Origin of the sequence: Escherichia sp. MOD1-EC6300 (assembly GCF_002965045.1) — a bacterium.
GTDB lineage: Bacteria > Pseudomonadota > Gammaproteobacteria > Enterobacterales > Enterobacteriaceae > Escherichia > Escherichia coli_F.
On the sequence record NZ_PTRH01000010.1, the window covers coordinates 55,491 to 81,824 of the forward strand.

26 protein-coding genes and 1 other annotated feature are annotated in these 26,334 nt (G+C 50.7%); of the genes, 15 read left to right on the top strand and 11 right to left on the bottom strand.

The annotated features are described in order from the left end of the window. Positions 1 to 61 precede the first annotated feature (61 nt). Positions 62 to 1,477, bottom strand: coding sequence for a tryptophanase (gene tnaA, locus BGE37_RS15825; protein WP_001365206.1), 1,416 nt, complete (start codon positions 1,475 to 1,477; stop codon positions 62 to 64). 220 nt (positions 1,478 to 1,697) lie between these two features. Next, a complete protein-coding gene (gene tnaC / locus BGE37_RS15830; RefSeq protein ID WP_001364348.1) occupies positions 1,698 to 1,772 on the bottom strand; it encodes a tryptophanase leader peptide in 75 nt (24 codons plus the stop codon). Positions 1,773 to 2,172: 400 nt separating this feature from the next. Here tnaC and BGE37_RS15835 point away from each other — a divergent pair, with 400 nt between their 5' ends. Further along, a complete protein-coding gene (locus tag BGE37_RS15835; RefSeq protein ID WP_105288200.1) occupies positions 2,173 to 4,344 on the top strand; it encodes a ShET2/EspL2 family type III secretion system effector toxin in 2,172 nt (723 codons plus the stop codon). A 147-nt stretch (positions 4,345 to 4,491) separates the two neighbouring features. On the opposite strand, the gene mnmE is transcribed toward BGE37_RS15835, so the two are convergent. The 6 genes from mnmE to BGE37_RS25190 form a co-directional block, all read right to left on the bottom strand. Then, the gene (gene mnmE, locus BGE37_RS15840; protein ID WP_001282361.1) at positions 4,492 to 5,856 is read right to left on the bottom strand and encodes a tRNA uridine-5-carboxymethylaminomethyl(34) synthesis GTPase MnmE; all 1,365 of its coding nucleotides are present in this window, start codon (positions 5,854 to 5,856) and stop codon (positions 4,492 to 4,494) included. 105 nt (positions 5,857 to 5,961) lie between these two features. Then, the gene (gene yidC, locus BGE37_RS15845) at positions 5,962 to 7,608 is read right to left on the bottom strand and encodes a membrane protein insertase YidC (protein WP_000378258.1); all 1,647 of its coding nucleotides are present in this window, start codon (positions 7,606 to 7,608) and stop codon (positions 5,962 to 5,964) included. A 2-nt stretch (positions 7,609 to 7,610) separates the two neighbouring features. Next, positions 7,611 to 7,868 carry a membrane protein insertion efficiency factor YidD gene (gene yidD / locus BGE37_RS15850; protein WP_001307474.1) on the bottom strand — a complete coding sequence of 86 codons (258 nt, stop codon included), beginning with the start codon at positions 7,866 to 7,868 and terminating at the stop codon, positions 7,611 to 7,613. Further along, positions 7,832 to 8,191 (bottom strand): ribonuclease P protein component, encoded by a 360-nt coding sequence (gene rnpA / locus BGE37_RS15855; protein WP_000239730.1) that lies wholly within the window; start codon positions 8,189 to 8,191, stop codon positions 7,832 to 7,834. The genes yidD and rnpA overlap by 37 nt, the downstream gene beginning before the upstream one ends. A gap of 16 nt (positions 8,192 to 8,207) precedes the next feature. Continuing rightward, positions 8,208 to 8,348 carry a 50S ribosomal protein L34 gene (gene rpmH, locus BGE37_RS15860; RefSeq protein ID WP_000831330.1) on the bottom strand — a complete coding sequence of 47 codons (141 nt, stop codon included), beginning with the start codon at positions 8,346 to 8,348 and terminating at the stop codon, positions 8,208 to 8,210. A gap of 229 nt (positions 8,349 to 8,577) precedes the next feature. Then, the gene (locus BGE37_RS25190) at positions 8,578 to 8,658 is read right to left on the bottom strand and encodes a hypothetical protein (protein WP_122134670.1); all 81 of its coding nucleotides are present in this window, start codon (positions 8,656 to 8,658) and stop codon (positions 8,578 to 8,580) included. 296 nt (positions 8,659 to 8,954) lie between these two features. Between BGE37_RS25190 and dnaA the strand changes: the two genes are divergently transcribed. The 6 genes from dnaA (at position 8,955) to yidA (ending at position 16,544) form a co-directional block, all read left to right on the top strand. Beyond that, positions 8,955 to 10,358, top strand: coding sequence for a chromosomal replication initiator protein DnaA (dnaA, locus tag BGE37_RS15870; protein ID WP_000059102.1), 1,404 nt, complete (start codon positions 8,955 to 8,957; stop codon positions 10,356 to 10,358). Between the two features lie 4 nt (positions 10,359 to 10,362). Further along, on the top strand, positions 10,363 to 11,463 hold the full coding sequence (gene dnaN, locus BGE37_RS15875) for a DNA polymerase III subunit beta (protein ID WP_000673464.1): 1,101 nt from the start codon (positions 10,363 to 10,365) through the stop codon (positions 11,461 to 11,463). Continuing rightward, a complete protein-coding gene (gene recF, locus BGE37_RS15880) occupies positions 11,463 to 12,536 on the top strand; it encodes a DNA replication/repair protein RecF (protein ID WP_000060098.1) in 1,074 nt (357 codons plus the stop codon). Before dnaN ends, recF begins: the two co-directional genes overlap by 1 nt. A gap of 28 nt (positions 12,537 to 12,564) precedes the next feature. Continuing rightward, the gene (gyrB, locus tag BGE37_RS15885; protein ID WP_105288201.1) at positions 12,565 to 14,979 is read left to right on the top strand and encodes a DNA topoisomerase (ATP-hydrolyzing) subunit B; all 2,415 of its coding nucleotides are present in this window, start codon (positions 12,565 to 12,567) and stop codon (positions 14,977 to 14,979) included. Positions 14,980 to 15,218: 239 nt separating this feature from the next. Further along, positions 15,219 to 15,617: a YidB family protein gene (locus BGE37_RS15890; protein WP_198598467.1), complete on the top strand. Its 399-nt coding sequence runs from the start codon at positions 15,219 to 15,221 to the stop codon at positions 15,615 to 15,617. Positions 15,618 to 15,731: 114 nt separating this feature from the next. Beyond that, positions 15,732 to 16,544 carry a sugar-phosphatase gene (yidA, locus tag BGE37_RS15895; RefSeq protein WP_000985560.1) on the top strand — a complete coding sequence of 271 codons (813 nt, stop codon included), beginning with the start codon at positions 15,732 to 15,734 and terminating at the stop codon, positions 16,542 to 16,544. 43 nt (positions 16,545 to 16,587) lie between these two features. Here the strand turns inward: yidA and BGE37_RS15900 are convergent, their stop codons facing one another. Then, on the bottom strand, positions 16,588 to 17,244 hold the full coding sequence (locus BGE37_RS15900; protein WP_000772929.1) for a YidX family protein: 657 nt from the start codon (positions 17,242 to 17,244) through the stop codon (positions 16,588 to 16,590). A 277-nt stretch (positions 17,245 to 17,521) separates the two neighbouring features. Here BGE37_RS15900 and dgoR point away from each other — a divergent pair, with 277 nt between their 5' ends. The 5 genes from dgoR to BGE37_RS15925 all read left to right on the top strand — a co-directional run bounded on the left by dgoR (position 17,522) and on the right by BGE37_RS15925 (position 22,244). Continuing rightward, a complete protein-coding gene (dgoR, locus tag BGE37_RS15905) occupies positions 17,522 to 18,211 on the top strand; it encodes a D-galactonate utilization transcriptional regulator DgoR (protein WP_000174305.1) in 690 nt (229 codons plus the stop codon). Next, a complete protein-coding gene (dgoK, locus tag BGE37_RS15910; protein WP_105288202.1) occupies positions 18,208 to 19,086 on the top strand; it encodes a 2-dehydro-3-deoxygalactonokinase in 879 nt (292 codons plus the stop codon). The genes dgoR and dgoK overlap by 4 nt, the downstream gene beginning before the upstream one ends. Next, positions 19,070 to 19,687, top strand: a complete 618-nt coding sequence (gene dgoA / locus BGE37_RS15915) for a 2-dehydro-3-deoxy-6-phosphogalactonate aldolase (RefSeq protein ID WP_032304102.1) — start codon at positions 19,070 to 19,072, stop codon at positions 19,685 to 19,687. The genes dgoK and dgoA overlap by 17 nt, the downstream gene beginning before the upstream one ends. After that, positions 19,684 to 20,832 carry a galactonate dehydratase gene (gene dgoD / locus BGE37_RS15920; RefSeq protein WP_000705257.1) on the top strand — a complete coding sequence of 383 codons (1,149 nt, stop codon included), beginning with the start codon at positions 19,684 to 19,686 and terminating at the stop codon, positions 20,830 to 20,832. Before dgoA ends, dgoD begins: the two co-directional genes overlap by 4 nt. A gap of 74 nt (positions 20,833 to 20,906) precedes the next feature. Further along, the gene (locus BGE37_RS15925; protein WP_000253471.1) at positions 20,907 to 22,244 is read left to right on the top strand and encodes an MFS transporter; all 1,338 of its coding nucleotides are present in this window, start codon (positions 20,907 to 20,909) and stop codon (positions 22,242 to 22,244) included. On the opposite strand, the gene cbrA is transcribed toward BGE37_RS15925, so the two are convergent. Then, complete coding sequence (cbrA, locus tag BGE37_RS15930; protein WP_105277607.1) at positions 22,205 to 23,305, bottom strand: colicin M resistance lipid reductase CbrA; 1,101 nt, start codon at positions 23,303 to 23,305, stop codon at positions 22,205 to 22,207. The two genes, BGE37_RS15925 and cbrA, sit on opposite strands and share 40 nt — an antisense overlap. Before the next feature lie 100 nt (positions 23,306 to 23,405). On the opposite strand from cbrA, the gene BGE37_RS15935 reads away from it, so the two are divergent. After that, on the top strand, positions 23,406 to 24,620 hold the full coding sequence (locus BGE37_RS15935) for a DUF3748 domain-containing protein (protein WP_198598468.1): 1,215 nt from the start codon (positions 23,406 to 23,408) through the stop codon (positions 24,618 to 24,620). Position 24,621: 1 nt separating this feature from the next. Here BGE37_RS15935 and BGE37_RS15940 read toward each other — a convergent pair whose 3' ends face one another. Beyond that, positions 24,622 to 24,954: a YceK/YidQ family lipoprotein gene (locus BGE37_RS15940; protein WP_000620888.1), complete on the bottom strand. Its 333-nt coding sequence runs from the start codon at positions 24,952 to 24,954 to the stop codon at positions 24,622 to 24,624. Positions 24,955 to 25,193: 239 nt separating this feature from the next. Continuing rightward, positions 25,194 to 25,266 (top strand) — a sequence feature (ROSE (Repression Of Heat Shock gene Expression) occurs in the 5'-region of heat shock genes and acts as an RNA thermometer to modulate expression.). Here BGE37_RS15940 and ibpA point away from each other — a divergent pair. Together ibpA and ibpB are read left to right on the top strand one after the other, a co-directional pair. Next, a complete protein-coding gene (gene ibpA / locus BGE37_RS15945; RefSeq protein WP_001243437.1) occupies positions 25,260 to 25,673 on the top strand; it encodes a small heat shock chaperone IbpA in 414 nt (137 codons plus the stop codon). (Overlaps the previous feature by 7 nt.) Before the next feature lie 111 nt (positions 25,674 to 25,784). Then, the gene (ibpB, locus tag BGE37_RS15950) at positions 25,785 to 26,213 is read left to right on the top strand and encodes a small heat shock chaperone IbpB (protein WP_105288204.1); all 429 of its coding nucleotides are present in this window, start codon (positions 25,785 to 25,787) and stop codon (positions 26,211 to 26,213) included. Positions 26,214 to 26,334: the final 121 nt, after the last annotated feature.

Sequence of the window (26,334 nt, forward strand, 5' to 3'; positions counted from 1 at the left end):
TTATTGAAGATGTAGGGAGTTAGAGTGGCTAACATCCTTATAGCCACTCTGAATGTATTAATTAAACTTCTTTCAGTTTTGCGGTGAAGTGACGCAATACTTTTGGCTCATAGGTAAAGGTTAACCCTTTAATATTCGCCGCGTTCTCTTTCACATGTTTGAAGGCTTCAATAATGAAGTCCATATGTGTTTGGGTATAGGTTGCGCGCGGAATGGTTAAACGCAGCAGTTCAGCCGGGCATGGCAGTTGTTTACCGGTTTTCGGATCGCGGCCTAACAGGAAAGAGCCAATTTCTACCGCACGGATACCGGCGACTTTATACAGCTCGCAGGCCAGCGCCTGTGCCGGGAACTGATCTGCCGGGATATGCGGCAACAGTTTACCTGCATCAACGAATGCCGCGTGACCGCCCGCCTGCTGGCAGACAACGCCAATCTCTTCCAGACCATCGACCAGATACTGCACCTGCGCGATACGATAAGCCAGCCAGTCCAGATTCATGCCGTCATACAGACCTACCGCCAGACGCTCCATCGCGCCGCCTTCCAGGCCGCCATATGTCGGGAAGCCTTCCTGTACCACGCAAAGGGTTCTGCACTCGGTGTACACATCAAAGAAGCTGTCGTCTTTCACGCATAGCAGGCCGCCCATCGGCACCATTGCATCTTTCTTGGCGGACATGGCCAGCATATCGGCATATTTGTAGGTTTCGCGGGTGATCTGCTCGATAGTCCAGTCTTTGTATTCTGCTTCACGCTGCTTGATGAAATAGGCGTTTTCGGCAAAGCGTGCGGAGTCCATGACCACCGGAATATCGTATTTCTTCGCGATGCTGTACATCGCTTTTAAGTTTGCCAGTGAAACCGGCTGACCACCTGCGGAGTTACTGGTGATGGTTGCAACGATATACGGCACGTTATTCGGGCCAACTTCTTCAATACCGCGTTCTAATCCCTCAAGGTCAAAGTTGCCTTTAAAGTCGTAACGCACGCCCGTATCGAAGGCTTCTTTGATATAGACGTTACGCACGGTACAGCCGTTAATCTGGCTATGGCCCTGCGTGGTATCAAAGAAATAGTTAGAGAACGCCACCATTTTGCTGCGATCCAGGCCTTTTTCCTGCTCGCGTTTTTTAATCAGAACTGGAATATAGATTTGCTCTGCACCACGGCCCTGGTGAGTCGGAATAGTGTATTGATAACCAAAGATATTTTTCACTGATTCGGCTAACGCATAGTAGCTGCGGCTGCCGCTGTAGGCTTCGTCGCCGCGCATCATCGCGGCCTGCATACTCTGCGTCACTGCCCCGGTGCCGCTGTCGGTCAGTAAATCGATAAACACATCTTCACTATCCAGTAGGAACGGGTTCATACCGGATTTAATAATTGCCTCTTCACGGTAAGCGCGAGTCGTACGTTTTACTGGCTCAATAACACGAATGCGGAATGGTTCAGGGAGATGTTTAAAGTTTTCCATTACATAATCCTTCATTTATTTTAATTACAGTGATCCCTGTGAATATGATATTTGCAATATCTATTAATTCGCCAGTTATATATGCCAGGACCATCATTTACTAAAACAAGTAAATAAATGAGAGACAGCCTTTGCAAAAGGCAAAATTAAGATATAGCAAACAAATAGATCACATTGAATCTAATCGGTTTGGCTTTGGTGATGGTTACAGAAGGGCAAATCAAGGGCGGTGATCGACAATCTTGTTGTCAATATTGAACCATTTTGAGGTCACACATATATGTAAGATATTCATAATGCACTTATCCTCGAAAGACACGAGGCTACAGTATAATACTCAAGGAATTTGTCTATGCTGAAATTGTTTAAATGTGAATCGAATCACAATTAGTTATTGGCTGTGTTTGTGGGAGCTGGCGTATACGGAATATTAACATAAATCCGTGGGTGGATAATTTTTTAATTTTTATCATTATTGTTGAAGGTGATGGCATTGATTATAGGGATACCATTACAAGGAGCTTTTTCCCACGTTGACGTGTCGCGGTTTACTCACCTCATTACCAGGTCGATGACCTTATAGGGAAATGACGTAAAAAGACGAATAACTCTATAAATGAGCGAAATTTGATAGTTGATATTTAAATAGTAACCTTATTATTACTACAACTTTCATATGAATGAGGAGAAAGGAAATGGTTGATAACGTAACTGTTGGCAGAGTATGTGTACAATCTTCTTCTTTCATACCTGATTTGGATGGAGGAAAAAATAAAACTCAATTAATCGTTGACGATATAGTGTTGTATCTTAAAAATCCTTCAGTTTATTCACTTGAAAAAGCGGGTTCATTAAGTAATTTTGTTAATAATAGCAGTGAGATTGAACCATGGGTTTTTATCGGTGGTGGACTTATTATTATTGTCTCAACATCTGAGCAAGACCCTGAAAGTATGATTGTAACTGTGGGGGATGCTGAAGGAAAGTATGCTACACAGATTTTTGTACCGCCTGCGCTTACAACATCCCTCAAAGATATTTTTATTCGCTCTCATACGAACGCAGATGATGAGAGTTTTACTAAAGAGCAGAAAAAAGCTAATAGTAAATATGATATTGTAGATTATAACTGTAAGGTTTATTTTAATGAAAAACCAGAAGATTTAGTCGTGTGCAGGCATATTTCTCTGCAGTATTGTATAGATTCAATGAATGAAAATACAGGTAAAGTTCCATTGAAGGAATGCTATTCAACTCCAGAAGGGATACAGCAACATTTTCCATACGAGCTTGATCAGCAATTTGATAATCTAATAAACAATCCACCACCAGGTACATGCGTCGTTGCTAGTGACAAGTTCGGGGAGATATTATCTGTCTTCTTTCACAGAATGGAAAAAGAGAAGTTAACGCATATGGCGGCAATCGTTAAATCTCAAAAACACGCTATGGCCGTCCGCTTGAGGATAAAACAAACGCCTGCCGGAGAAACTGAATATGTTGTATCCTTTTATGATCCTAATGCAACCAATACTGCAGTACGCTATAAAGCAAAAAACTGTGATTCTTTTGGGTCATTACAATCATTTATAAATATTGAGTTGGCGAATATAAAATGGGTAAAAACAGAGATTTGCTCCGAGTGTGTAGGCATAATTCCTTATCTCCCTCGAGAGCAGGCCCATTTATTAAGTGGTATAGAAAATGAATTGCAACCACCATTATCACCATCAGCATTATATCTATTAATGCAAATGGGGACGTATGAAAATATTGTTCTTTTTTTCGATAAGTTAAGAAATTCCCAAGAAATGACAGTATCAAAGGTTCTTGAGATTCTTGCTGCTAAAGGACCAGGGGGAACATATGGGTTATATATGTCACTGCAACACGATAATCTTAATAAGATTAATGAATATATAACAAATTTAAAAGAGTTGGCCCGAAAATTTAACTTTAGCCGGGAAGACCTGGAAACTCTACTCCTTGCGAAAGATAACCGTGGTGTGAGCGCGATTTCTGTAGCGTTATCAAAAAATAAAAAAGAAAGTGTCAAGGCATTGTTCTTGGCGATAGATGACTTTGAGAAAGAGTTTGGGGTAAATAAAAATGAAATACTTCTTTATATAGGAAAAAAAATATGCTCAACTTATGATTTAAATAGCGCTATTAAAACCAATAATTATAATGTTGTTAATATATTGCTCGCCAATATAAAAGCCAAAATGTTTAAAAATGAAATAAATAAAGAAGATATATTGAAACTGATGGCTGCAAGAGAAAAATGGACGGGGGAGTCAGACAAATGGACGAAGGCATCAGGCTTATATTCTGCGATAGTGAAAGGGTATACGGAGATTGTTGCCGCCTGGATGGAGACAGCTGATGTGATAGCCAGCCATTATGAAAATGATAAAGATGTGGTGAGCGAACTACTGTCGCTGAGCAGAAATAATGCCGTCTGCTCTTTGCATATTGCAAGCTTTAAGAAAATGAGTAAACAGGTCATTGACGTATATCTGAATGCGGCGATTCGCCTGGCGTTGCAACACGGATTCACTTTCGATGAAATTGTGGAGCAGTTTACCCGTGACTTTGATGGCAAGCCATTCTCTCATGTGGTAAATAACGGGGATGATATACATATGGGACTCTGGCTGAAAATATTCAAAATTGTGGTTGGTGAAAATGAAAATTACCTTAAAGATGTGATGATGCAGCTGGAAGAAAAGAATAATGAAGGTAAATCTGTAATAAGTCAGGCAAATGGCAATCCTGTACTTAAAGAACTATTCTGGAAAGCAGTAGACGAATTTAACTTTCCGCAAGAGGAGCTTAATAGGTTAAAGCAATATCGTTCTCTGTAAAGACAGGACTGCAAGGTGTTTAAAGTCGCTCCAGCCAGTAGCAAATGCAGTTTCGGTGCAGGATGCTCATAAAAAACAAGCGCTGTTCCGTTCTGATAGTTAGTTTCCCCAGAACGGAACAGTGCCCTTTATATCAATTTAGACGACTCACTTACCAATACAGAAGCTGGAGAAAATCCGCCCCAGTAGGTCGTCTGAGGTAAATTCTCCGGTGATCTCGCTTAAATTCTGCTGCGCCAGACGCAGTTCTTCCGCCAGCAGCTCACCCGCCCAGGCACCTAACAGTTGCGCTTTACCCTGTTGCAGGTGCTCTGCCGCCTGTTCCAGTGCCTGTAGGTGACGACGACGCGCCAGGAAGCCGCCTTCCATGTTGGTGTCAAAGCCCATGCTCTGTTTGAGATGGTTACGCAGTACGTCCACACCTTCACCAGTCCTTGCCGAGAGACGAATTAACGCGTGACCGTTCACTTCACTCATCCCCAGCGTTTCGCCGGTGATATCGGCTTTATTGCGCACCACAGTGATCGGCAGTTTCGCTGGCAGACGGGCGATAAACTCCGGCCAGATCTCTGCTGGATCAACGGCATCCGTGGTGGTGCCATCAACCATAAACAGCACACGGTCGGCCTGTTCAATTTCCTGCCATGCGCGCTCGATACCAATACGCTCCACTTCGTCACTGGCTTCGCGTAATCCGGCGGTATCGATGATATGCAGCGGCATTCCGTCAATGTGGATATGCTCACGCAGTACGTCACGCGTGGTTCCGGCGATATCAGTCACGATTGCCGCTTCACGGCCCGCCAGCGCGTTCAGTAGGCTTGATTTACCGGCGTTTGGACGCCCGGCAATGACGACTTTCATCCCTTCGCGCAACAAGCTGCCCTGACGAGCCTCGGCGCGTACTGCGTCGAGATCGGCAATCACGTCATTGAGCTGGGCTTCAATTTTGCCGTCGGAGAGGAAATCGATCTCTTCATCGGGGAAATCAATTGCCGCTTCGACGTAAATGCGCAAGTGGGTGAGGGCTTCCACCAGATGGTTAACCCGTGCGGAGAACGCGCCTTGTAGCGAGTTTAGCGCTGAGCGCGCCGCCTGTTCCGAGCTGGCGTCGATAAGGTCTGCAATCGCTTCGGCCTGGGCTAAGTCGAGTTTATCGTTAAGAAACGCGCGTTCGGAAAACTCACCAGGACGGGCAATCCGCAGGCCGGGAATAGTCAGAATGCGTTTTAACAGCAGGTCGAGGATCACCGGACCGCCATGGCCTTGCAGTTCCAGCACATCTTCGCCGGTGAACGAGTTCGGGCCAGGGAACCATAGCGCAATCCCCTGATCGAGCACGCTGCCATCGGCGTCTTTAAACGGAAGATAATCGGCGTAGCGCGGCTTAGGCAGTTTACCCAGCACGGTTTCGGCAACCTCACGGGCTTTGAGGCCGGAGATGCGCAGGATGCCAACGCCGCCACGTCCCGGAGGCGTGGCCTGGGCTACGATAGTGTCATTATCGCTCATGATGTTCCTGTTGCTTTGTGTGGCGGATGCGCGGTGCTTATCCACCCTACGAAAAGAAAAAAGGCGGTCAACTGACCGCCCTTATTTTAGCGAAAACTCACCGAATCAGGATTTTTTCTTCTCGCGGCTATGCAGGCCACGTTTCTCCAGACCACGGTAAATCAGCTGCTGCTGGATAATGGTAACCAGGTTGCTGACGATATAGTACAGCACCAGACCTGATGGGAACCACAGGAAGAACACCGTGAAGATGACCGGCATAAAGGTCATGATCTTCTGCTGCATCGGGTCGGTCACAGTGGTCGGCGACATTTTCTGAATGAAGAACATCGTTACGCCCATCAGGATCGGCAGGATGTAGTACGGGTCCTGTGCTGACAGGTCGTGGATCCACAGTGCAAACGGTGCCTGACGCAGTTCAACGGAACCCATCAGCATGTAGTACAACGCCAGGAAGATTGGCATCTGGATCAGCAGCGGGAAGCAGCCGCCCAGCGGGTTAACCTTCTCAGCTTTGTACAGCGCCATCATTTCCTGGCTGATACGCTGTTTGTCATCGCCCAGACGCTCACGCATCGCCTGAATCTTCGGCTGCAGCATACGCATCTTCGCCATGGAGGTGTACTGCGCTTTGGTCAGCGGGTACATGATGCCACGAACGATAAAGGTGATGATGATAATGGAGAAGCCCCAGTTACCCACAAAGCTATGGATCCATTTCAGCAGTTTGAACAGCGGCTGAGAGATGAACCACAACCAACCGTAATCAACGGTCAGATCCAGGTGCGGAGCAACTGCTGCCATTTTGTCCTGAATTTCCGGGCCAACCCACAGGGTGCTGTTCATTGCGCCAGTCTGACCAGGCTGAACCAGTACCGGCTGAGATTTATAGCCGATAGCGGCGATGCCGTTACCCAGATTAGCGGTGTAGAAGTTGTTGGTACCGTCGTTATGCGGGATCCACGCAGTCGCGAAATACTGTTGCAGCATCGCCACCCAACCACCTTTCGAAGAGATGTTCAGGTTTTCGTTATCGGCAATGGTATCGAACTTATATTTCTCGTACTTCTCGTCAGGCGTGGAGTACGCCGCGCCACGGAAGGTGTGCAGTGCGAAGTTGCTGCTTCCGGTGTCGAGATGCGGTGGCAGTGTAATGGATTGCTTCAACTGACCAAAGGTGGAGATCTCCAGCGGTTTCTCGCCAGCGTTCTGCACGTTGTAGTTGACGTTGACAGCGTAATCACCACGTTTCAGGACAAACGTTTTGGTAAACGTGTTGCCTGCCGCGTCGGTATACGTCATCGGCACCTGCAGTTCGTTTTGACCTTCAGCTAGCACATAAGCGTCTTTTTCAACGTTATACAGCGGACGCGGGCCGTTAGCCGGGTTATCCGGGCCATCACGACCGGTCAGACCGCTCTGTGCCTGATAAATAAACTGCGGTGAAGTTTCCAGCAGCTGGAACGGTTGGGTAGAGTTCAGCTCTTTCGGGTAAGCAGGCAGCAGAGCTTGCTCAACATCACCACCACGGGTGTTGATGGTCAGATCAAGCACGTCGGTCTTAACCGAGATCAGTTTCCCCTGGCCACTGGCCGGTACGCCCTGGTCGGCGGCGCTACCCGCTGCGGTGGTCGTTGTCTGCGTGGTCTGTTGGGCCTGAGGTTGCGGGTTTTTATCCTGCTCCCAGGCTTGCCAGATCATGAAAGACACGAACAGCAAAGCGATGACTAAAAGATTGCGTTGCGAATCCATCGTTAGTGTTCTCTGGTATCAAATGGTCCGGGCGGGACGGGATCGTCACCACCAGGGTGTAAAGGGTGGCATTTTAATACGCGTTTCACCGTCAACCAACTGCCTTTTATCACTCCAAACCTGCGCAATGCCTCAATTCCGTAGCTTGAACAGGTTGGAGTGAAACGACAATGCGGCCCGAGTAGCGGACTAATCAGGCGTTGATAGACCCGAATGAGGGCTATCAGGACCCGCGAGCCAGGCGACAGTGGCGGCGCCATAATTTTTCCAACGCTTCCGAGAGAGCACGGTTATCGAGGTCGGCAACCCCTTTTTTCGCCACCACCACGAAATCCATAGCCGGGAGTTCATGTTGGCGCAGACGGAAGCTTTCACGCGTCAGACGTTTAATCCGATTGCGTTCATGGGCGCGTCGAACGTTTTTCTTGGCGACTGTAAGACCGATACGGGGATGCCCCAGCGAATTCAGGCGGCCGAGAATAGTAATTTGCGGCGTGCCAGCCCGTTGTGGCTGCTGGAAGACGAATGTGAATTGACTGGGAGTTAACAAGCGTAACTCCCTGGGAAATGCGAGCTTAACCACTCAGGGGTTAGCTTTATTACTTAGAAACGGTCAGACGAGCGCGGCCTTTAGCACGACGACGTGCCAGAACCTGACGACCATTTTTAGTAGCCATACGAGCACGGAAGCCGTGAGAACGGTTGCGCTTCAGTACAGACGGTTGAAAAGTGCGTTTCATGGCGATTTCTACCTAAACTTGAATAAATTCAATGGCTTTATTGGATATCCGCCGAAAAATGAAACGATGGACACCGAAGCCATGGGTGATTAAAGAGGCCGGATTGTAATAATTGTACACTCCGGAGTCAATTCTCTTTCCTTATTTACCGCGCTTTTCCGCACCTTTTCGCAGGGAAAACGTACGGCCTCACACCGGTGAAAACCAGCATGGCGCGCCGGGTGGAGGATTATACGGGCTGACGGGTAAAGCGCAAGGATCGTCCTGGATCTTTATTAGATCGATTAAGCCAATTTTTGTCTATGGTCATTAAATTTTCCAATATGCGGCGTAAATCGTGCCCGCCTCGCGGCAGGATCGTTTACACTTAGCGAGTTCTGGATCATCCTGTGGATAAATCGGGAAAATCTGTGAGAAACAGAAGATCTCTTGCGCAGTTTAGGCTATGATCCGCGGTCCCGATCGTTTAGCAGGATCTTGATCGGGCATATAACCGCAGACAGCGGTTCGTGCGTCACCCTCAAGCAGGGTCTTTTCGACGTACGTCAACAATCATGAATGTTTCAGCCTTAGTCATTATCGACTTTTGTTCGAGTGGAGTCCGCCGTGTCACTTTCGCTTTGGCAGCAGTGTCTTGCCCGATTGCAGGATGAGTTACCAGCCACAGAATTCAGTATGTGGATACGCCCATTGCAGGCGGAACTGAGCGATAACACGCTGGCCCTGTACGCGCCAAACCGTTTTGTCCTCGATTGGGTACGGGACAAGTACCTTAATAATATCAATGGACTGCTAACCAGTTTCTGCGGAGCGGATGCCCCACAGCTGCGTTTTGAAGTGGGCACCAAACCGGTGACACAAACGCCACAAGCGGCAGTGACGAGCAACGTCGCGGCCCCAGCACAGGTGGCGCATGCGCAGCCGCAACGTGTTGCGCCTTCTACGCGTTCCGGTTGGGATAACGTCCCGGCTCCGGCAGAACCGACCTATCGTTCTAACGTAAACGTCAAACACACGTTTGATAACTTCGTTGAAGGTAAATCTAACCAACTGGCGCGCGCGGCGGCTCGTCAGGTGGCTGATAACCCTGGCGGTGCCTATAACCCGTTGTTCCTTTATGGCGGCACGGGTCTGGGTAAAACTCACCTGCTGCATGCGGTGGGTAACGGCATTATGGCGCGTAAGCCGAATGCCAAAGTGGTTTATATGCACTCCGAGCGCTTTGTTCAGGACATGGTTAAAGCCCTGCAAAACAACGCGATCGAAGAGTTTAAACGCTACTACCGTTCCGTAGATGCACTACTGATCGACGATATTCAGTTTTTTGCTAATAAAGAACGATCTCAGGAAGAGTTTTTCCACACCTTCAACGCCCTGCTGGAAGGTAACCAGCAGATCATTCTCACCTCGGATCGCTATCCGAAAGAGATCAACGGCGTTGAGGATCGTCTGAAATCCCGCTTCGGTTGGGGACTGACTGTGGCGATCGAACCGCCAGAGTTAGAAACCCGCGTGGCGATCCTGATGAAAAAGGCCGACGAAAACGACATTCGTTTGCCGGGCGAAGTGGCGTTCTTTATCGCCAAGCGTCTACGCTCTAACGTACGTGAGCTGGAAGGGGCGTTGAACCGCGTCATTGCTAACGCCAACTTTACCGGACGGGCGATCACCATCGACTTCGTGCGTGAGGCGCTGCGCGACTTGCTGGCATTGCAGGAAAAACTGGTCACCATCGACAATATTCAGAAGACGGTGGCAGAGTACTACAAGATCAAAGTTGCGGATCTCCTTTCCAAGCGTCGATCCCGCTCGGTGGCGCGTCCGCGCCAGATGGCGATGGCGCTGGCGAAAGAGTTGACTAACCACAGTCTGCCCGAGATTGGCGATGCGTTTGGTGGTCGTGACCACACAACGGTGCTTCATGCTTGCCGGAAGATCGAGCAGTTGCGTGAAGAGAGCCACGATATCAAAGAAGATTTTTCAAATTTAATCAGAACATTGTCATCGTAAACCTATGAAATTTACCGTAGAACGTGAGCATTTATTAAAACCGCTACAACAGGTGAGCGGTCCGTTAGGTGGTCGTCCTACGCTACCGATTCTCGGTAATCTGCTGTTACAGGTTGCTGACGGTACGTTGTCGCTGACCGGTACCGATCTCGAGATGGAAATGGTGGCACGTGTTGCGCTGGTTCAGCCGCACGAACCAGGGGCGACGACCGTTCCGGCGCGCAAATTCTTTGATATCTGCCGTGGTCTGCCTGAAGGCGCGGAAATTGCCGTGCAACTGGAAGGTGAGCGGATGCTGGTGCGTTCCGGGCGTAGCCGTTTTTCGCTTTCCACCCTGCCAGCAGCAGATTTCCCGAACCTCGATGACTGGCAGAGCGAAGTCGAATTTACCCTGCCGCAGGCGACGATGAAGCGTCTGATTGAAGCGACTCAGTTTTCGATGGCGCATCAGGATGTTCGCTATTACTTAAACGGTATGCTGTTCGAAACCGAAGGTGAAGAACTGCGTACCGTGGCGACCGACGGTCACCGTCTGGCGGTCTGTTCCATGCCAATTGGTCAGTCTTTGCCAAGCCATTCGGTGATCGTGCCGCGTAAAGGTGTGATTGAACTGATGCGTATGCTCGACGGCGGCGACAATCCGCTGCGCGTGCAGATTGGCAGCAACAACATTCGCGCCCACGTTGGCGACTTTATCTTCACCTCCAAACTGGTGGATGGTCGCTTCCCGGATTATCGCCGCGTTCTGCCGAAGAACCCGGACAAACATCTGGAAGCAGGCTGCGATCTGCTCAAGCAGGCGTTTGCCCGTGCAGCGATCCTCTCCAACGAGAAATTCCGCGGCGTGCGTCTGTATGTCAGCGAAAATCAGCTGAAAATCACCGCCAATAACCCGGAACAGGAAGAAGCGGAAGAGATCCTCGACGTTACCTATAGCGGTGCGGAGATGGAAATTGGCTTCAACGTCAGCTATGTACTGGATGTTCTGAACGCGCTGAAATGCGAAAACGTGCGCATGATGCTGACCGATTCGGTTTCCAGTGTGCAGATTGAAGATGCCGCATCACAGTCGGCTGCCTATGTTGTCATGCCAATGAGACTGTAATGTCCCTCACCCGCTTGTTGATCCGCGATTTCCGCAACATTGAAACCGCGGATCTCGCTTTATCTCCCGGCTTTAACTTTCTGGTTGGTGCCAACGGCAGTGGCAAAACCAGCGTGCTGGAAGCCATCTATACGCTCGGCCACGGTCGGGCGTTTCGCAGTTTGCAGATTGGTCGTGTTATTCGCCACGAGCAGGAGGCGTTTATTCTCCATGGGCGTTTACAGGGCGAAGAGCGCGAGACGGCGATTGGCCTAACCAAAGATAAACAGGGCGACAGCAAAGTCCGCATCGACGGTACTGACGGGCATAAGGTCGCCGAGCTGGCGCATCTGATGCCGATGCAACTGATAACGCCAGAAGGGTTTACTTTACTCAACGGCGGCCCCAAATACAGAAGAGCCTTCCTCGACTGGGGATGCTTTCACAACGAACCCGGATTTTTCACCGCCTGGAGCAATCTCAAGCGATTACTCAAGCAGCGCAATGCGGCACTGCGCCAGGTGACTCGTTATGAACAGCTACGCCCGTGGGACAAAGAACTGATCCCGCTGGCAGAACAAATCAGTACCTGGCGCGCCGAGTACAGCGCCGGTATCGCCGCTGATATGGCCGATACCTGTAAGCAATTTCTCCCGGAGTTTACTCTGACTTTCTCTTTTCAGCGTGGCTGGGAGAAAGAGACAGAATATGCTGAGGTGCTGGAACGTAATTTTGAACGCGATCGCCAGCTAACCTACACCGCGCACGGCCCGCATAAAGCGGACTTACGCATTCGCGCCGACGGTGCGCCGGTGGAAGATACCTTATCGCGTGGGCAGCTTAAGCTGTTGATGTGCGCCTTACGTCTGGCGCAAGGAGAGTTCCTCACCCGTGAAAGCGGGCGGCGGTGTCTCTACCTGATAGATGATTTTGCCTCTGAGCTTGATGATGAGCGTCGCGGGCTGCTTGCCAGCCGCTTAAAAGCGACGCAATCACAGGTCTTTGTCAGCGCGATCAGTGCTGAACACGTAATAGACATGTCGGACGAAAATTCGAAGATGTTTACCGTGGAAAAGGGTAAAATAACGGATTAACCCAAGAATAAATGAGCGAGAAACGTTGATGTCGAATTCTTATGACTCCTCCAGTATCAAAGTCCTGAAAGGGCTGGATGCGGTGCGTAAGCGCCCGGGTATGTATATCGGCGACACGGATGACGGCACCGGTCTGCACCACATGGTATTCGAGGTGGTAGATAACGCTATCGACGAAGCGCTCGCGGGTCACTGTAAAGACATTATCGTCACCATTCACGCCGATAACTCTGTCTCTGTACAGGATGACGGGCGCGGCATTCCGACCGGTATTCACCCGGAAGAGGGCGTATCGGCGGCGGAAGTGATCATGACCGTCCTGCACGCAGGCGGTAAATTTGACGATAACTCCTATAAAGTGTCCGGCGGTCTGCACGGCGTTGGTGTTTCGGTAGTAAACGCCCTGTCGCAAAAACTGGAGCTGGTTATCCAGCGCGAGGGTAAAATTCACCGTCAGATCTACGAACACGGTGTACCGCAGGCTCCGCTGGCGGTTACCGGCGAGACTGAAAAAACCGGCACCATGGTGCGTTTCTGGCCAAGCCTCGAAACCTTCACCAATGTGACCGAATTCGAATATGACATTCTGGCGAAACGCCTGCGTGAGTTGTCGTTCCTCAACTCTGGCGTTTCCATTCGTCTGCGCGACAAGCGCGACGGCAAAGAAGACCACTTCCACTATGAAGGCGGTATCAAGGCGTTCGTTGAATATCTGAACAAAAACAAAACGCCGATCCACCCGAATATCTTCTACTTCTCCACCGAAAAAGACGGTATCGGCGTTGAAGTTGCATTGCAGTGGAATGATGGCTTCCAGGAAAACATCTACTGCTTTACCAACAACATTCCGCAGCGTGATGGCGGTACTCACCTGGCAGGCTTCCGTGCGGCGATGACCCGTACTCTGAACGCCTACATGGATAAAGAAGGCTACAGCAAAAAAGCCAAAGTCAGCGCCACCGGTGACGATGCGCGTGAAGGCCTGATTGCCGTCGTTTCCGTAAAAGTGCCGGACCCGAAATTCTCCTCTCAGACCAAAGACAAACTGGTTTCTTCTGAGGTGAAATCGGCGGTTGAACAGCAGATGAACGAACTGCTGGCAGAATACCTGCTGGAAAACCCAACCGACGCGAAAATCGTAGTCGGCAAAATTATCGATGCTGCTCGTGCCCGTGAAGCTGCGCGTCGCGCTCGTGAAATGACCCGTCGTAAAGGTGCGCTGGATTTAGCGGGCCTGCCAGGTAAACTGGCGGACTGTCAGGAACGCGACCCGGCGCTCTCTGAACTGTACCTTGTGGAAGGGGACTCCGCGGGCGGCTCTGCGAAGCAGGGGCGTAACCGCAAGAACCAGGCGATTCTGCCGCTGAAGGGTAAAATCCTCAACGTCGAGAAAGCGCGCTTCGATAAGATGCTCTCTTCCCAGGAAGTGGCGACGCTGATCACCGCGCTTGGTTGTGGTATCGGTCGTGACGAGTACAACCCGGACAAACTGCGTTACCACAGCATCATCATCATGACCGATGCGGACGTCGACGGCTCGCACATTCGTACGCTGCTGTTGACCTTCTTCTATCGTCAGATGCCGGAAATCGTTGAACGCGGTCACGTCTACATCGCTCAGCCGCCGCTGTACAAAGTGAAGAAAGGCAAGCAGGAACAGTACATTAAAGACGACGAAGCGATGGATCAATACCAGATCTCTATCGCGCTGGATGGTGCAACGCTGCACACCAACGCCAGTGCACCGGCATTGGCTGGCGAAGCGTTAGAGAAACTGGTGTCTGAGTACAACGCGACGCAGAAAATGATCAACCGCATGGAGCGTCGTTATCCGAAAGCAATGCTGAAAGAGCTTATCTATCAGCCGACGCTGACGGAAGCCGACCTCTCTGATGAGCAGACCGTTACCCGTTGGGTGAACGCCCTGGTCAGCGAACTGAACGACAAAGAACAGCACGGCAGCCAGTGGAAGTTTGATGTCCACACCAATGCTGATCAAAACCTGTTTGAACCGATTGTTCGCGTGCGTACCCACGGTGTGGATACTGACTATCCGCTGGATCACGAGTTTATCACCGGTGGCGAATATCGTCGTATCTGCACGCTGGGTGAGAAACTGCGTGGCCTTCTGGAAGAAGATGCGTTTATCGAACGTGGCGAGCGTCGTCAGCCGGTAGCCAGCTTCGAGCAGGCGCTGGACTGGCTGGTGAAAGAGTCCCGTCGCGGCCTCTCCATCCAGCGTTATAAAGGTCTGGGCGAGATGAACCCGGAACAGCTGTGGGAAACCACCATGGACCCGGAAAGCCGTCGTATGCTGCGCGTTACCGTTAAAGATGCGATTGCTGCCGATCAGTTGTTCACCACGCTGATGGGCGACGCCGTTGAACCGCGTCGTGCGTTTATCGAAGAGAATGCCCTGAAAGCGGCGAATATCGATATTTAATGGCGTTAACAATGCGAGCGTGCCTGATGCGCTACGCTTATCAGGCCTACGAGACTCCTGCAATATTTTGAATTTGCATGATTTTGTAGGCCGGATCAGACGTTAACGCCGCATTCGGCAAGAAGCTATAAGAAAAGGGCGGAGATCATCTCCGCCCTTTTTATTTCTGCAATCCGCGATTATCATCCCGCAGATCTATACTTTTTGAGTCAACACGTAACGCTTTACAGGTGATTATCATGGGGCTTTTTGATGAAGTTGTCGGCGCCTTTCTGAAAGGCGATGCGGGGAAATATCAGGCTATTTTGAGCTGGGTTGAGGAGCAGGGCGGTATTCAGGTGCTGCTGGAAAAACTGCAAAGTGGCGGCTTAGGTGCCATTCTCTCAACCTGGTTGAGTAATCAACAGGGCAATCAGCCAGTGAGTGGCGAGCAACTGGAGTCGGCGCTCGGCACAAATGCGGTGTCCGATCTCGGGCAAAAACTGGGTGTAGATACCAGTACGGCTTCCAGCTTGCTGGCAGAGCAACTGCCAAAGATTATTGATGCTCTCTCACCGCAGGGTGAAGTGTCTTCGCAAGCCAATAACGATCTGCTTTCCGCAGGCATGGAACTGCTGAAAGGGAAACTCTTCCGCTAAGCAAAAGGGGAGCATGCAACGCGCGTTGCATCCCCCTTTTCCCTCAGGTGTTGTACTGATTTTTGAGCGGAATCGCGTTAGCATGGGTCAGGAACCAATCTACCTGGGGAACTCATGGCTATCAAACTCATTGCTATCGATATGGATGGCACCCTTCTGCTGCCCGATCACACCATTTCACCCGCTGTTAAAAACGCGATTGCCGCAGCTCGCGCCCGTGGCGTGAATGTCGTGCTAACGACGGGTCGCCCTTATGCAGGTGTTCACAACTACCTAAAAGAGCTGCATATGGAACAGCCGGGCGATTACTGCATTACTTATAACGGCGCGCTGGTACAGAAGGCCGCCGATGGTAGCACCGTGGCGCAAACCGCTCTGAGCTATGAAGACTACCGTTTCCTGGAAAAACTCTCTCGCGAAGTCGGTTCTCATTTCCACGCCCTGGACCGCACCACGCTGTACACCGCCAACCGTGATATCAGCTACTACACGGTGCATGAATCTTTCGTTGCCACTATTCCGCTGGTGTTCTGCGAAGCGGAGAAAATGGACCCCAATACTCAGTTCCTGAAAGTGATGATGATTGATGAACCCGCCATCCTCGACCAGGCCATTGCGCGTATTCCGCAGGAAGTGAAAGAAAAATACACTGTGCTGAAAAGTGCGCCGTACTTCCTCGAAATCCTCGATAAACGCGTTAACAAAGGTACGGGTGTGAAATCACTGGCCGACGTGTTAGGCATTAAGCCGGAAGAAGTCATGGCGATTGGCGATCAGGAAAACGACATCGCAATGATTGAGTATGCAGGTGTTGGTGTGGCAATGGATAACGCTATTCCTTCGGTGAAAGAAGTGGCGAACTTTGTCACCAAATCCAACCTGGAAGATGGCGTGGCGTTTGCTATTGAGAAGTATGTGCTGAATTAATCAGTGGGCGGGCAAACTACATAAATGCGTTTGCCCGCAGCGATTAACAATTTCTGGTCGTGCATAAAATCAGGAACTGGAGTGGTGACGTTACTATATCCAGCGTAAGAGTGACTGGTAGCAGCGCATTAGCGAGGCCGCGCGGAACGCCATCAGTTGCTTTGTACTTATAAAATCCCACCGTAAAGGGTTGATGGAAAACCATCACGTTTGAGTAATCCGCTTTTTTATTTTTCTGGTGGATAGAGCCTTTCAGGCCGTCAAGTGCCCAGGTACAACGCTGGGTATTACAAATAAAACCATATTGTGTCGCCAGTGCTTTATCTTCCTCATTATCCCAGTCGTAATAGAGCGTTATTGAACCAGAAAAATTAGTATCACTGCTGCTTAAAATAAATTTCGCGTTATCGGAAACGGTGATTCTTTCGCCATGAATTGCCGGATCGTTCAGCATTTTAACCACCTCGCCGCCGCCCGTGGTCAACAGATAGTCCAACGATTCACCAACAAAAACATAGCCTTTCGTACCGTTACTATCCTCTGCCAGCGATAACCCCTTAATCGAGTCTGACCGCCATTGCTCGGCATGTGGAGGACTTGCGGTATTGAAAAGCAGTCCTGCGGTTAGACAACCGGTCAACGCAAATGCCAAAGAACACAAACCGGCAGCCTTAAAAAATCCCTTAAAATTCAACTTCATGACTAATCCTTTAAACGAGTAGCTAAGCCGTTGAAAGCATACTCTTCTTTCCCTCCTGTTTAGCGCCTGATATCCCTTTTCAGATTTCTGCCCGACGCATGTCATTTTTTTATGCATTGTTCTTTTTGTGATCTAAATTGTAGTACAACAATATAACTTTGTACTACATTACGCATACAGCAAACGCGAACGTCATCACGCTGGTACTACAAAATTGCCGCGTTATGCATCGATCGGGGTAAAGTAGAGAAGTACATACAGAGCACAAGGACTCTCCATGACTCTCAATAAAACCGATCGCATAGTCATTACGCTGGGTAAACAGATCGTTCACGGCAAATACGTGCCAGGCTCGCCGCTTCCGGCCGAAGCGGAACTTTGTGAGGAGTTTGCAACCTCGCGCAACATCATCCGTGAGGTGTTTCGTTCGCTGATGGCGAAGCGGCTGATTGAAATGAAACGTTATCGCGGGGCGTTTGTGGCACCGCGTAATCAGTGGAATTACCTCGATACTGACGTGCTGCAATGGGTGCTGGAAAACGACTACGACCCACGGCTTATCAGTGCAATGAGCGAAGTGCGAAATCTGGTGGAACCGGCGATTGCCCGTTGGGCGGCAGAGCGCGCGACTTCCAGCGATCTGGCGCAGATTGAATCAGCGCTGAACGAGATGATCGCCAACAATCAGGACCGCGAAGCGTTTAACGAAGCGGATATTCGCTATCACGAGGCGGTACTGCAATCAGTGCATAACCCGGTGTTACAGCAACTTAGCATTGCGATTAGTTCATTACAGCGGGCGGTTTTTGAACGAACCTGGATGGGCGATGAGGCCAACATGCCGCAAACGCTCCAGGAACATAAGGCGCTGTTTGATGCGATACGGCATCAGGACGGCGATGCGGCAGAGCAGGCGGCGCTTACCATGATCGCCAGCTCGACACGAAGGTTAAAGGAAATCACATGACAGCTCGCTACATCGCAATTGACTGGGGATCGACCAATCTGCGCGCCTGGCTTTATCAGGGCGACCACTGCCTGGACAGCAGGCAATCAGAAGCAGGCGTCACGCGTCTGAACGGAAAATCTCCGGCTGCGGTGCTAGCGGAAGTGACGACCGACTGGCGTGAAGAGAATACGCCAGTGGTGATGGCAGGAATGGTCGGCAGCAATGTCGGCTGGAAAGTTGCACCGTATTTATCTGTTCCTGCCCGTTTTTCGTCTATTGGCGAACAATTAACGTCTGTTGGCGACAATATCTGGATTATTCCCGGATTATGCGTTTCTCATGATGATAACCACAATGTGATGCGCGGCGAAGAAACACAATTGATCGGCGCGCATGCTCTGGCTCCTTCCTCTCTTTATGTCATGCCCGGTACGCATTGCAAATGGGTGCAGGCCGATAGCCAGCAAATCAACGATTTTCGCACCGTAATGACCGGTGAGTTACATCATTTACTGTTAAATCACTCATTGATTGGTGCAGGTTTACCGCCGCAGGAAAACTCTGCCGATGCCTTCGCGGCTGGCCTTGAGCGCGGCCTTAATGCGCCCGCAATATTGCCGCAGCTTTTTGAAGTTCGTGCTTCGCATGTGCTGGGAACACTTCCCCGTGAACAGGTCAGCGAATTTCTCTCTGGATTGTTGATTGGCGCAGAGGTCGCCAGTATGCGCGACTACGTGGTCCATCAACACGCCATCACCCTTGTCGCCGGAACATCGCTGACTGCACGCTACCAGCAAGCCTTTCAGGCGATGGGTTGCGACGTGACGGCGGTGGCGGGCGACACGGCATTTCAGGCTGGTATAAGGAGCATCGCTCATGCAGTGGCAAACTAAACTCCCGCTGATCGCCATTTTGCGCGGTATTACGCCCGACGAGGCGCTGGCGCATGTTGGCGCGGTGATTGACGCTGGGTTCGACGCGGTAGAAATCCCGCTGAACTCTCCACTATGGGAACAAAGCATTCCCGCCATCGTTGATGCGTATGGCGACAAGGCGTTGATTGGCGCAGGTACGGTACTGAAACCTGAACAGGTCGATGCGCTCGCCAGGATGGGCTGCCAGCTCATCGTTACGCCCAATATCCATAGTGAAGTGATCCGCCGCGCGGTGGGCTATGGCATGACCGTTTGCCCCGGCTGCGCGACGGCGACTGAAGCCTTTACCGCGATCGACGCGGGCGCTCAGGCGCTGAAAATATTCCCGTCATCGGCTTTTGGGCCGCAATACATCAAAGCGTTAAAAGCGGTATTACCGCAGGACATCCCGGTCTTTGCCGTAGGCGGTGTGACGCCAGAAAACCTGGCGCAGTGGATAGACGCAGGTTGTGCAGGGGCGGGCTTAGGCAGCGATCTCTATCGCGCCGGGCAATCAGTAGAACGCACCGCGCAGCAGGCAGCAGCATTTGTTAAGGCGTATCGAGAGGCAGTGCAATGAAAATCACCAACATTACTACGTATCGTTTACCTCCCCGCTGGATGTTCCTGAAAATTGAAACTGATGAAGGCGTGGTCGGTTGGGGCGAGCCCGTGATCGAAGGCCGAGCCCGCACGGTGGAAGCGGCAGTTCACGAGCTGGGTGACTATTTGATTGGTCAGGATCCATCGCGCATCAATGACTTATGGCAAGTGATGTATCGCGCCGGATTTTATCGTGGCGGTCCGATTCTGATGAGCGCCATCGCCGGGATCGACCAGGCGTTATGGGATATCAAAGGTAAAGTGCTGAATGCGCCGGTCTGGCAATTGATGGGTGGCCTGGTTCGCGACAAAATTAAAGCCTACAGTTGGGTCGGCGGCGATCGTCCGGCGGATGTTATCGACGGCATTAAAACGCTACGCGAAATCGGCTTCGATACCTTCAAACTGAACGGTTGTGAAGAGCTGGGATTGATTGATAACTCCCGCGCGGTAGATGCGGCGGTCAACACCGTGGCACAAATTCGTGAAGCTTTTGGCAATCAGATTGAGTTTGGTCTTGATTTCCACGGTCGCGTCAGCGCGCCGATGGCGAAAGTGCTGATTAAAGAACTGGAACCGTATCGCCCTCTGTTTATTGAAGAACCGGTGCTGGCGGAACAAGCCGAATACTACCCGAAACTGGCGGCACAAACGCATATTCCACTGGCGGCGGGTGAGCGCATGTTCTCACGCTTCGATTTTAAACGCGTGCTGGAAGCTGGCGGTATTTCGATTCTGCAACCGGATCTCTCCCACGCAGGCGGTATTACCGAATGCTACAAAATTGCCGGAATGGCGGAAGCCTATGACGTGACCCTTGCGCCGCACTGTCCGCTCGGCCCGATTGCACTGGCGGCTTGCCTGCATATCGACTTTGTTTCCTATAACGCGGTACTTCAGGAACAAAGTATGGGCATTCATTACAACAAAGGCGCGGAGTTACTCGACTTTGTGAAAAATAAAGAAGACTTCAGCATGGTCGGCGGCTTCTTTAAACCATTAACGAAACCGGGCTTAGGCGTGGAAATCGACGAAGCCAAAGTCATTGAGTTCAGTAAAAATGCCCCGGACTGGCGTAATCCGCTCTGGCGTCATGAAGATAACAGCGTAGCAGAGTGGTAATTCCTGCCACGTAAGCCCCTCATCAGGCACTAAAACAGCAATACAAAAATATAACCCTCTGTACATTACAGGGCATGGTGAGCGGCTTCGCTATGCCCAAAATCTGGAGAAAGCTCGCTATGGATATTCCCGTTAATGCAGCAAAACCGGGGCGTCGGCGTTATCTGACGCTGGTGATGATCTTTATTACGGTGGTCATTTGTTATGTTGACCGCGCTAACCTGGCCGTGGCTTCCGCCCATATTCAGGAAGAGTTCGGCATTACCAAAGCGCAAATGGGCTATGTATTTTCGGCCTTCGCCTGGCTTTATACCTTATGTCAGATCCCCGGCGGTTGGTTTTTAGATCGCGTAGGTTCTCGCGTGACTTATTTTATTGCGATATTTGGCTGGTCAGTGGCGACGTTATTCCAGGGCTTTGCCACGGGCTTAATGTCATTAATTGGTCTGCGTGCGATAACCGGTATTTTCGAAGCGCCCGCGTTCCCGACCAATAACCGGATGGTGACCAGCTGGTTCCCGGAACATGAACGCGCTTCTGCCGTGGGTTTTTATACGTCTGGTCAGTTTGTCGGTCTGGCGTTTCTGACTCCGCTGCTGATCTGGATTCAGGAAATGTTGAGCTGGCACTGGGTGTTCATTGTCACCGGCGGTATCGGCATTATCTGGTCGCTGATTTGGTTTAAGGTTTATCAGCCGCCGCGCCTGACCAAAGGCATTAGCAAAGCTGAACTGGATTACATTCGTGACGGCGGCGGTCTGGTGGATGGCGATGCGCCAGTGAAAAAAGAGGCGCGTCAGCCGCTAACCGCCAAAGACTGGAAACTGGTGTTCCATCGTAAACTGATCGGCGTCTATCTTGGGCAATTTGCGGTGGCTTCTACACTGTGGTTCTTCTTAACCTGGTTCCCGAACTATTTAACCCAGGAAAAAGGAATCACAGCGCTGAAAGCGGGCTTTATGACCACGGTGCCATTCCTTGCGGCGTTTGTTGGCGTCCTGCTCTCAGGCTGGGTCGCGGATCTGCTGGTACGTAAGGGCTTTTCACTGGGCTTTGCGCGTAAAACGCCGATTATCTGCGGTTTGCTGATCTCCACCTGCATTATGGGTGCTAACTACACCAACGATCCGATGATGATTATGTGCCTGATGGCGCTGGCATTCTTCGGCAACGGTTTTGCTTCGATTACCTGGTCGTTAGTCTCTTCTCTGGCACCGATGCGGCTGATTGGTTTAACCGGCGGCGTGTTTAACTTCGCCGGTGGTCTGGGCGGCATCACCGTTCCGCTGGTGGTAGGGTACCTGGCGCAGGGTTACGGTTTCGCGCCTGCACTGGTTTATATCTCCGCCGTCGCGTTGATTGGCGCGCTCTCTTACATCCTGCTGGTGGGCGATGTGAAGCGCGTTGGATAATCTTTCAACTGTGGAATATGCGCCACACCACTGCGCATAATCCATTTTCTTAAAGCCGGTGCGGTCAGGCATCGGCTTTTTACTATTTTGCCGAAGAGTTTTAAACGCAGTTTGCGGGTGGCGCGCCAGTAGGCGGCGTTGCTCTTCTCCGGTTGCTTGAGTAACACCGAACGCAGAATCTCTGCGCTATCCAGCGCATAGCTAATCCCCTCCAGTGAGCTGGCGCTGATAAATCCCGCCGCTTCACCAATCAGAAAGGCATTGTCCTTACCGCAGACAAAATCCTGCCAGCGTGAGGGAAACAACACGGTACATTTCTCACTTTTCACCGCTTTGCCAAACTGGAACTGAAAGGCGCTCATTTTCTCTTTCAGCGTCGTGAAACGCGTCTGACCGTCTTTCATTGGATAGGCACCGCCAAAGATAAAATAACCGTCTTTGCTGATACTCCATGAGTAACAGTCAGTTATCGCATTATCAAAGATGCAGGAGTAGAACGGCACCGGATGTTTCTCTGCGAACCACTGCTGGATAGCGACATATTTACGAATTTGATGGTTCGGGTAGAGATGTCGCCGCACCATCGAGTTGGCACCATCGGCACCGACCAGATAGCGGGCGGTAATGTGTTGCTCCCAGCCGTCTGCGCGAAAAATGACATGCCATTTATCATCCTCATGCCAGATTTTCCGGCACAGGCTGTCGTGGTAAACCTCAACGCTGGCGGGGATCAGCGATTTCATCCATAAGTCGAAAGCATGGCGATTAATATTGATATAGCTTCGCTGGTAGTTACGTGTAAGCGATGCGGCTACGTCGACGGTTTTGACGCTGAAAATCTGCGGATTGGCGATCACATCGACAGGAAGCGTCAGTCCATCGCGAATAAAAGATCGCTGAGCGTCCGGTGCCAGCAGACCGCCGCAAGGCTTGTTGAAACCTTCAGTACCGCACTGGTGCTTTTTATCCAGCGCGATCACCTGCATTTTGCCTGCTAACTTTCGCGCCAACGCCGACCCTGCCGGGCCGAGGCCAATAATCGCCACGTCGAAATGTTCCATCTTTTCACTCACATTCATCACGATGGCAAAAGACTATTGTCTGAAAGTGAAGTCCTTGTGAAGTATGATGGCGGGAACCGTTTTGTATCAGGACCGCGCCATGAAACAGATAACCTTTGCTCCCCGTAATCACCTGCTCACCAATACCAATACCTGGACGCCCGACAGCCAGTGGCTGGTATTTGACGTGCGTCCTTCTGGGGCGTCGTTTACCGGTGAGACCATTGAGCGCGTGAATATTCATACCGGTGAGGTCGAGGTTATCTACCGTGCGTCACAGGGCGCACACGTCGGCGTGGTGACCGTTCATCCGAAGTCAGAGAAATATGTCTTTATTCACGGCCCTGAAAATCCTGATGAAACATGGCATTACGACTTCCATCATCGACGCGGCGTGATTGCTGAAAGCGGCAAGGTGAGCAATCTCGATGCAATGGATATTACCGCGCCGTATACGCCAGGAGCGCTGCGTGGCGGCAGCCATGTACATGTCTTTAGCCCGAACGGTGAAATGGTGAGTTTTACCTATAACGACCATGTAATGCATGAACGCGATCCGGCGCTGGATTTGCGCAACGTCGGTGTTGCGGTACCGTTTGGCCCGGTCAACGTACAAAAGCAGCATCCGCGTGAATACAGCGGCAGCCACTGGTGCGTGTTGGTGAGTAATACCACGCCCACGCCGCAGCCTGGCAGTGATGAAATCAATCGTGCTTATGAAGAAGGATGGGTAGGAAACCACGCGCTGGCGTTTATTGGCGACACACTTTCGCCAAAGGGCGAGAAAGTACCGGAGCTGTTCATCGTTGAGTTACCGCAAGATGAAGCTGGCTGGAAAGCAGCAGGTGATGCGCCGTTAAGCGGAACGGAATCGACCCTGCCTGCGCCACCGCGTGGCGTCGTGCAGCGACGTTTAACTTTTACCCATCATCGGGCTTATCCGGGATTAGTCAACATTCCGCGCCACTGGGTGCGCTGTAATCCGCAGGGGACGCAAATCGCGTTTTTAATGCGTGATGATAACGGCATTGTGCAATTGTGGCTTATCTCACCACAGGGCGGCGAGCCGCGACAGTTAACTCATAACAAAACGGATATTCAGTCTGCATTTAACTGGCACCCTTCCGGGGAATGGCTGGGCTTTGTGCTGGATAATCGAATTGCTTGCGTCGATGCGCAAAGCGGCGAGGTTGAGTATTTAACCGAAAACCACGCCAATCCCCCTTCTGCGGACGCCGTGGTCTTCTCGCCGGATGGTCAATGGCTGGCGTGGATGGAAGGTGGCCAGCTGTGGATCACCGAAACTGATCGCTAAATCAGTTATCAGGCATTCTGGCCGGTGGAATAACCGCATTGGTGGCTTGCGCGTTGGCTTCGCTTTTTTCAACGCGTGAGCGCACCGAGCTGTCTTTGCGGAATACATCCCACGGCAGTAAAAGCGTGTCCATCACAGCGGTAAACGGCATATCGAGAATCGCCAGCGACTTAGTGCCCCAGTTGGTTTCATCGTCGCCAATCATGGTGGCGCTGGCGCGGGTGCCGGGATACGTTCCTTCTTTCCCCCCGGTATGGGACATCACGCTGGAGCATCCTCCGAGTAATGTCATTCCGCTGCATATCATGAACGCTAACAACACATTTCTTATCATAATAAATTCATCTGTTGATCGTGGGTGTTGGCCTGATGAGTTATAGCGATCCCTTGCTGAAAATAACATCATCATTACGTCGCACTGTGGCGGCTATCGCACTTTAACGTTTCGTGCTGCCCCCTCAGTCTATGCAATAGACCATAAACTGCAAAAAAAAGTCCGCTGATAAGGCTTGAAAAGTTCATTTCCAGACCCATTTTTACATCGTAGCCGATGAGGACGCGCCTGATGGGTGTTCTGGCTACCTGACCTGTCCATTGTGGAAGGTCTTACATTCTCGCTGATTTCAGGAGCTATTGATTATGCGTAACTTTGATTTATCCCCGCTTTACCGTTCTGCTATTGGATTTGACCGTTTGTTTAACCACTTAGAAAACAACCAGAGCCAGAGTAATGGCGGCTACCCTCCGTATAACGTTGAACTGGTAGACGAAAACCATTACCGCATTGCTATCGCTGTGGCTGGTTTTGCTGAGAGCGAACTGGAAATTACCGCCCAGGATAATCTGCTGGTGGTGAAAGGTGCTCACGCCGACGAACAAAAAGAGCGCACCTATCTGTACCAGGGCATCGCTGAACGCAACTTTGAACGCAAATTCCAGTTAGCTGAGAACATTCATGTTCGTGGTGCTAACCTGGTAAATGGTTTGCTGTATATCGATCTCGAACGTGTGATTCCGGAAGCGAAAAAACCGCGCCGTATCGAAATCAACTAATTCCCTAAGGCCGCCTGGCGCGGCCTGATATCTCCATGCTCGCCGTCAGGGAGCATATGCGAATCTTCGGATTTGCAGGTACTTACTCGCTTCTTAGAAGGAGAAATGACTATGCGTAACTTCGATTTATCCCCACTGATGCGTCAATGGATCGGTTTTGACAAACTGGCCAACGCACTGCAAAACGCCGGTGAAAGCCAGAGCTTCCCGCCGTACAACATTGAAAAAAGCGACGATAACCACTACCGCATTACCCTCGCGCTGGCAGGTTTTCGTCAGGAAGATTTAGAGATTCAACTGGAAGGTACGCGCCTGAGCGTAAAAGGCACGCCGGAGCAGTCAAAAGAAGAGAAGAAATGGCTGCATCAAGGGCTTATGAATCAGCCGTTTAGCCTGAGCTTTACGCTGGCTGAAAATATGGAAGTCTCTGGTGCAACCTTCGTAAACGGTTTACTGCATATTGATTTAATTCGTAATGAGCCTGAACCCATCGCAGCGCAGCGTATCGCTATCAGCGAACGTCCCGCGTTAAATAGCTAACTAGCTATTCTCTTTGCCCCACCATTCTGGTGGGGCTTTTTTTGTCTTTCTTACTCAACAAAGCGTTAAATTTCGCCTGTTTAAGATATTTCGGCACGTTCTTTCCCGTGATAATGTGCGC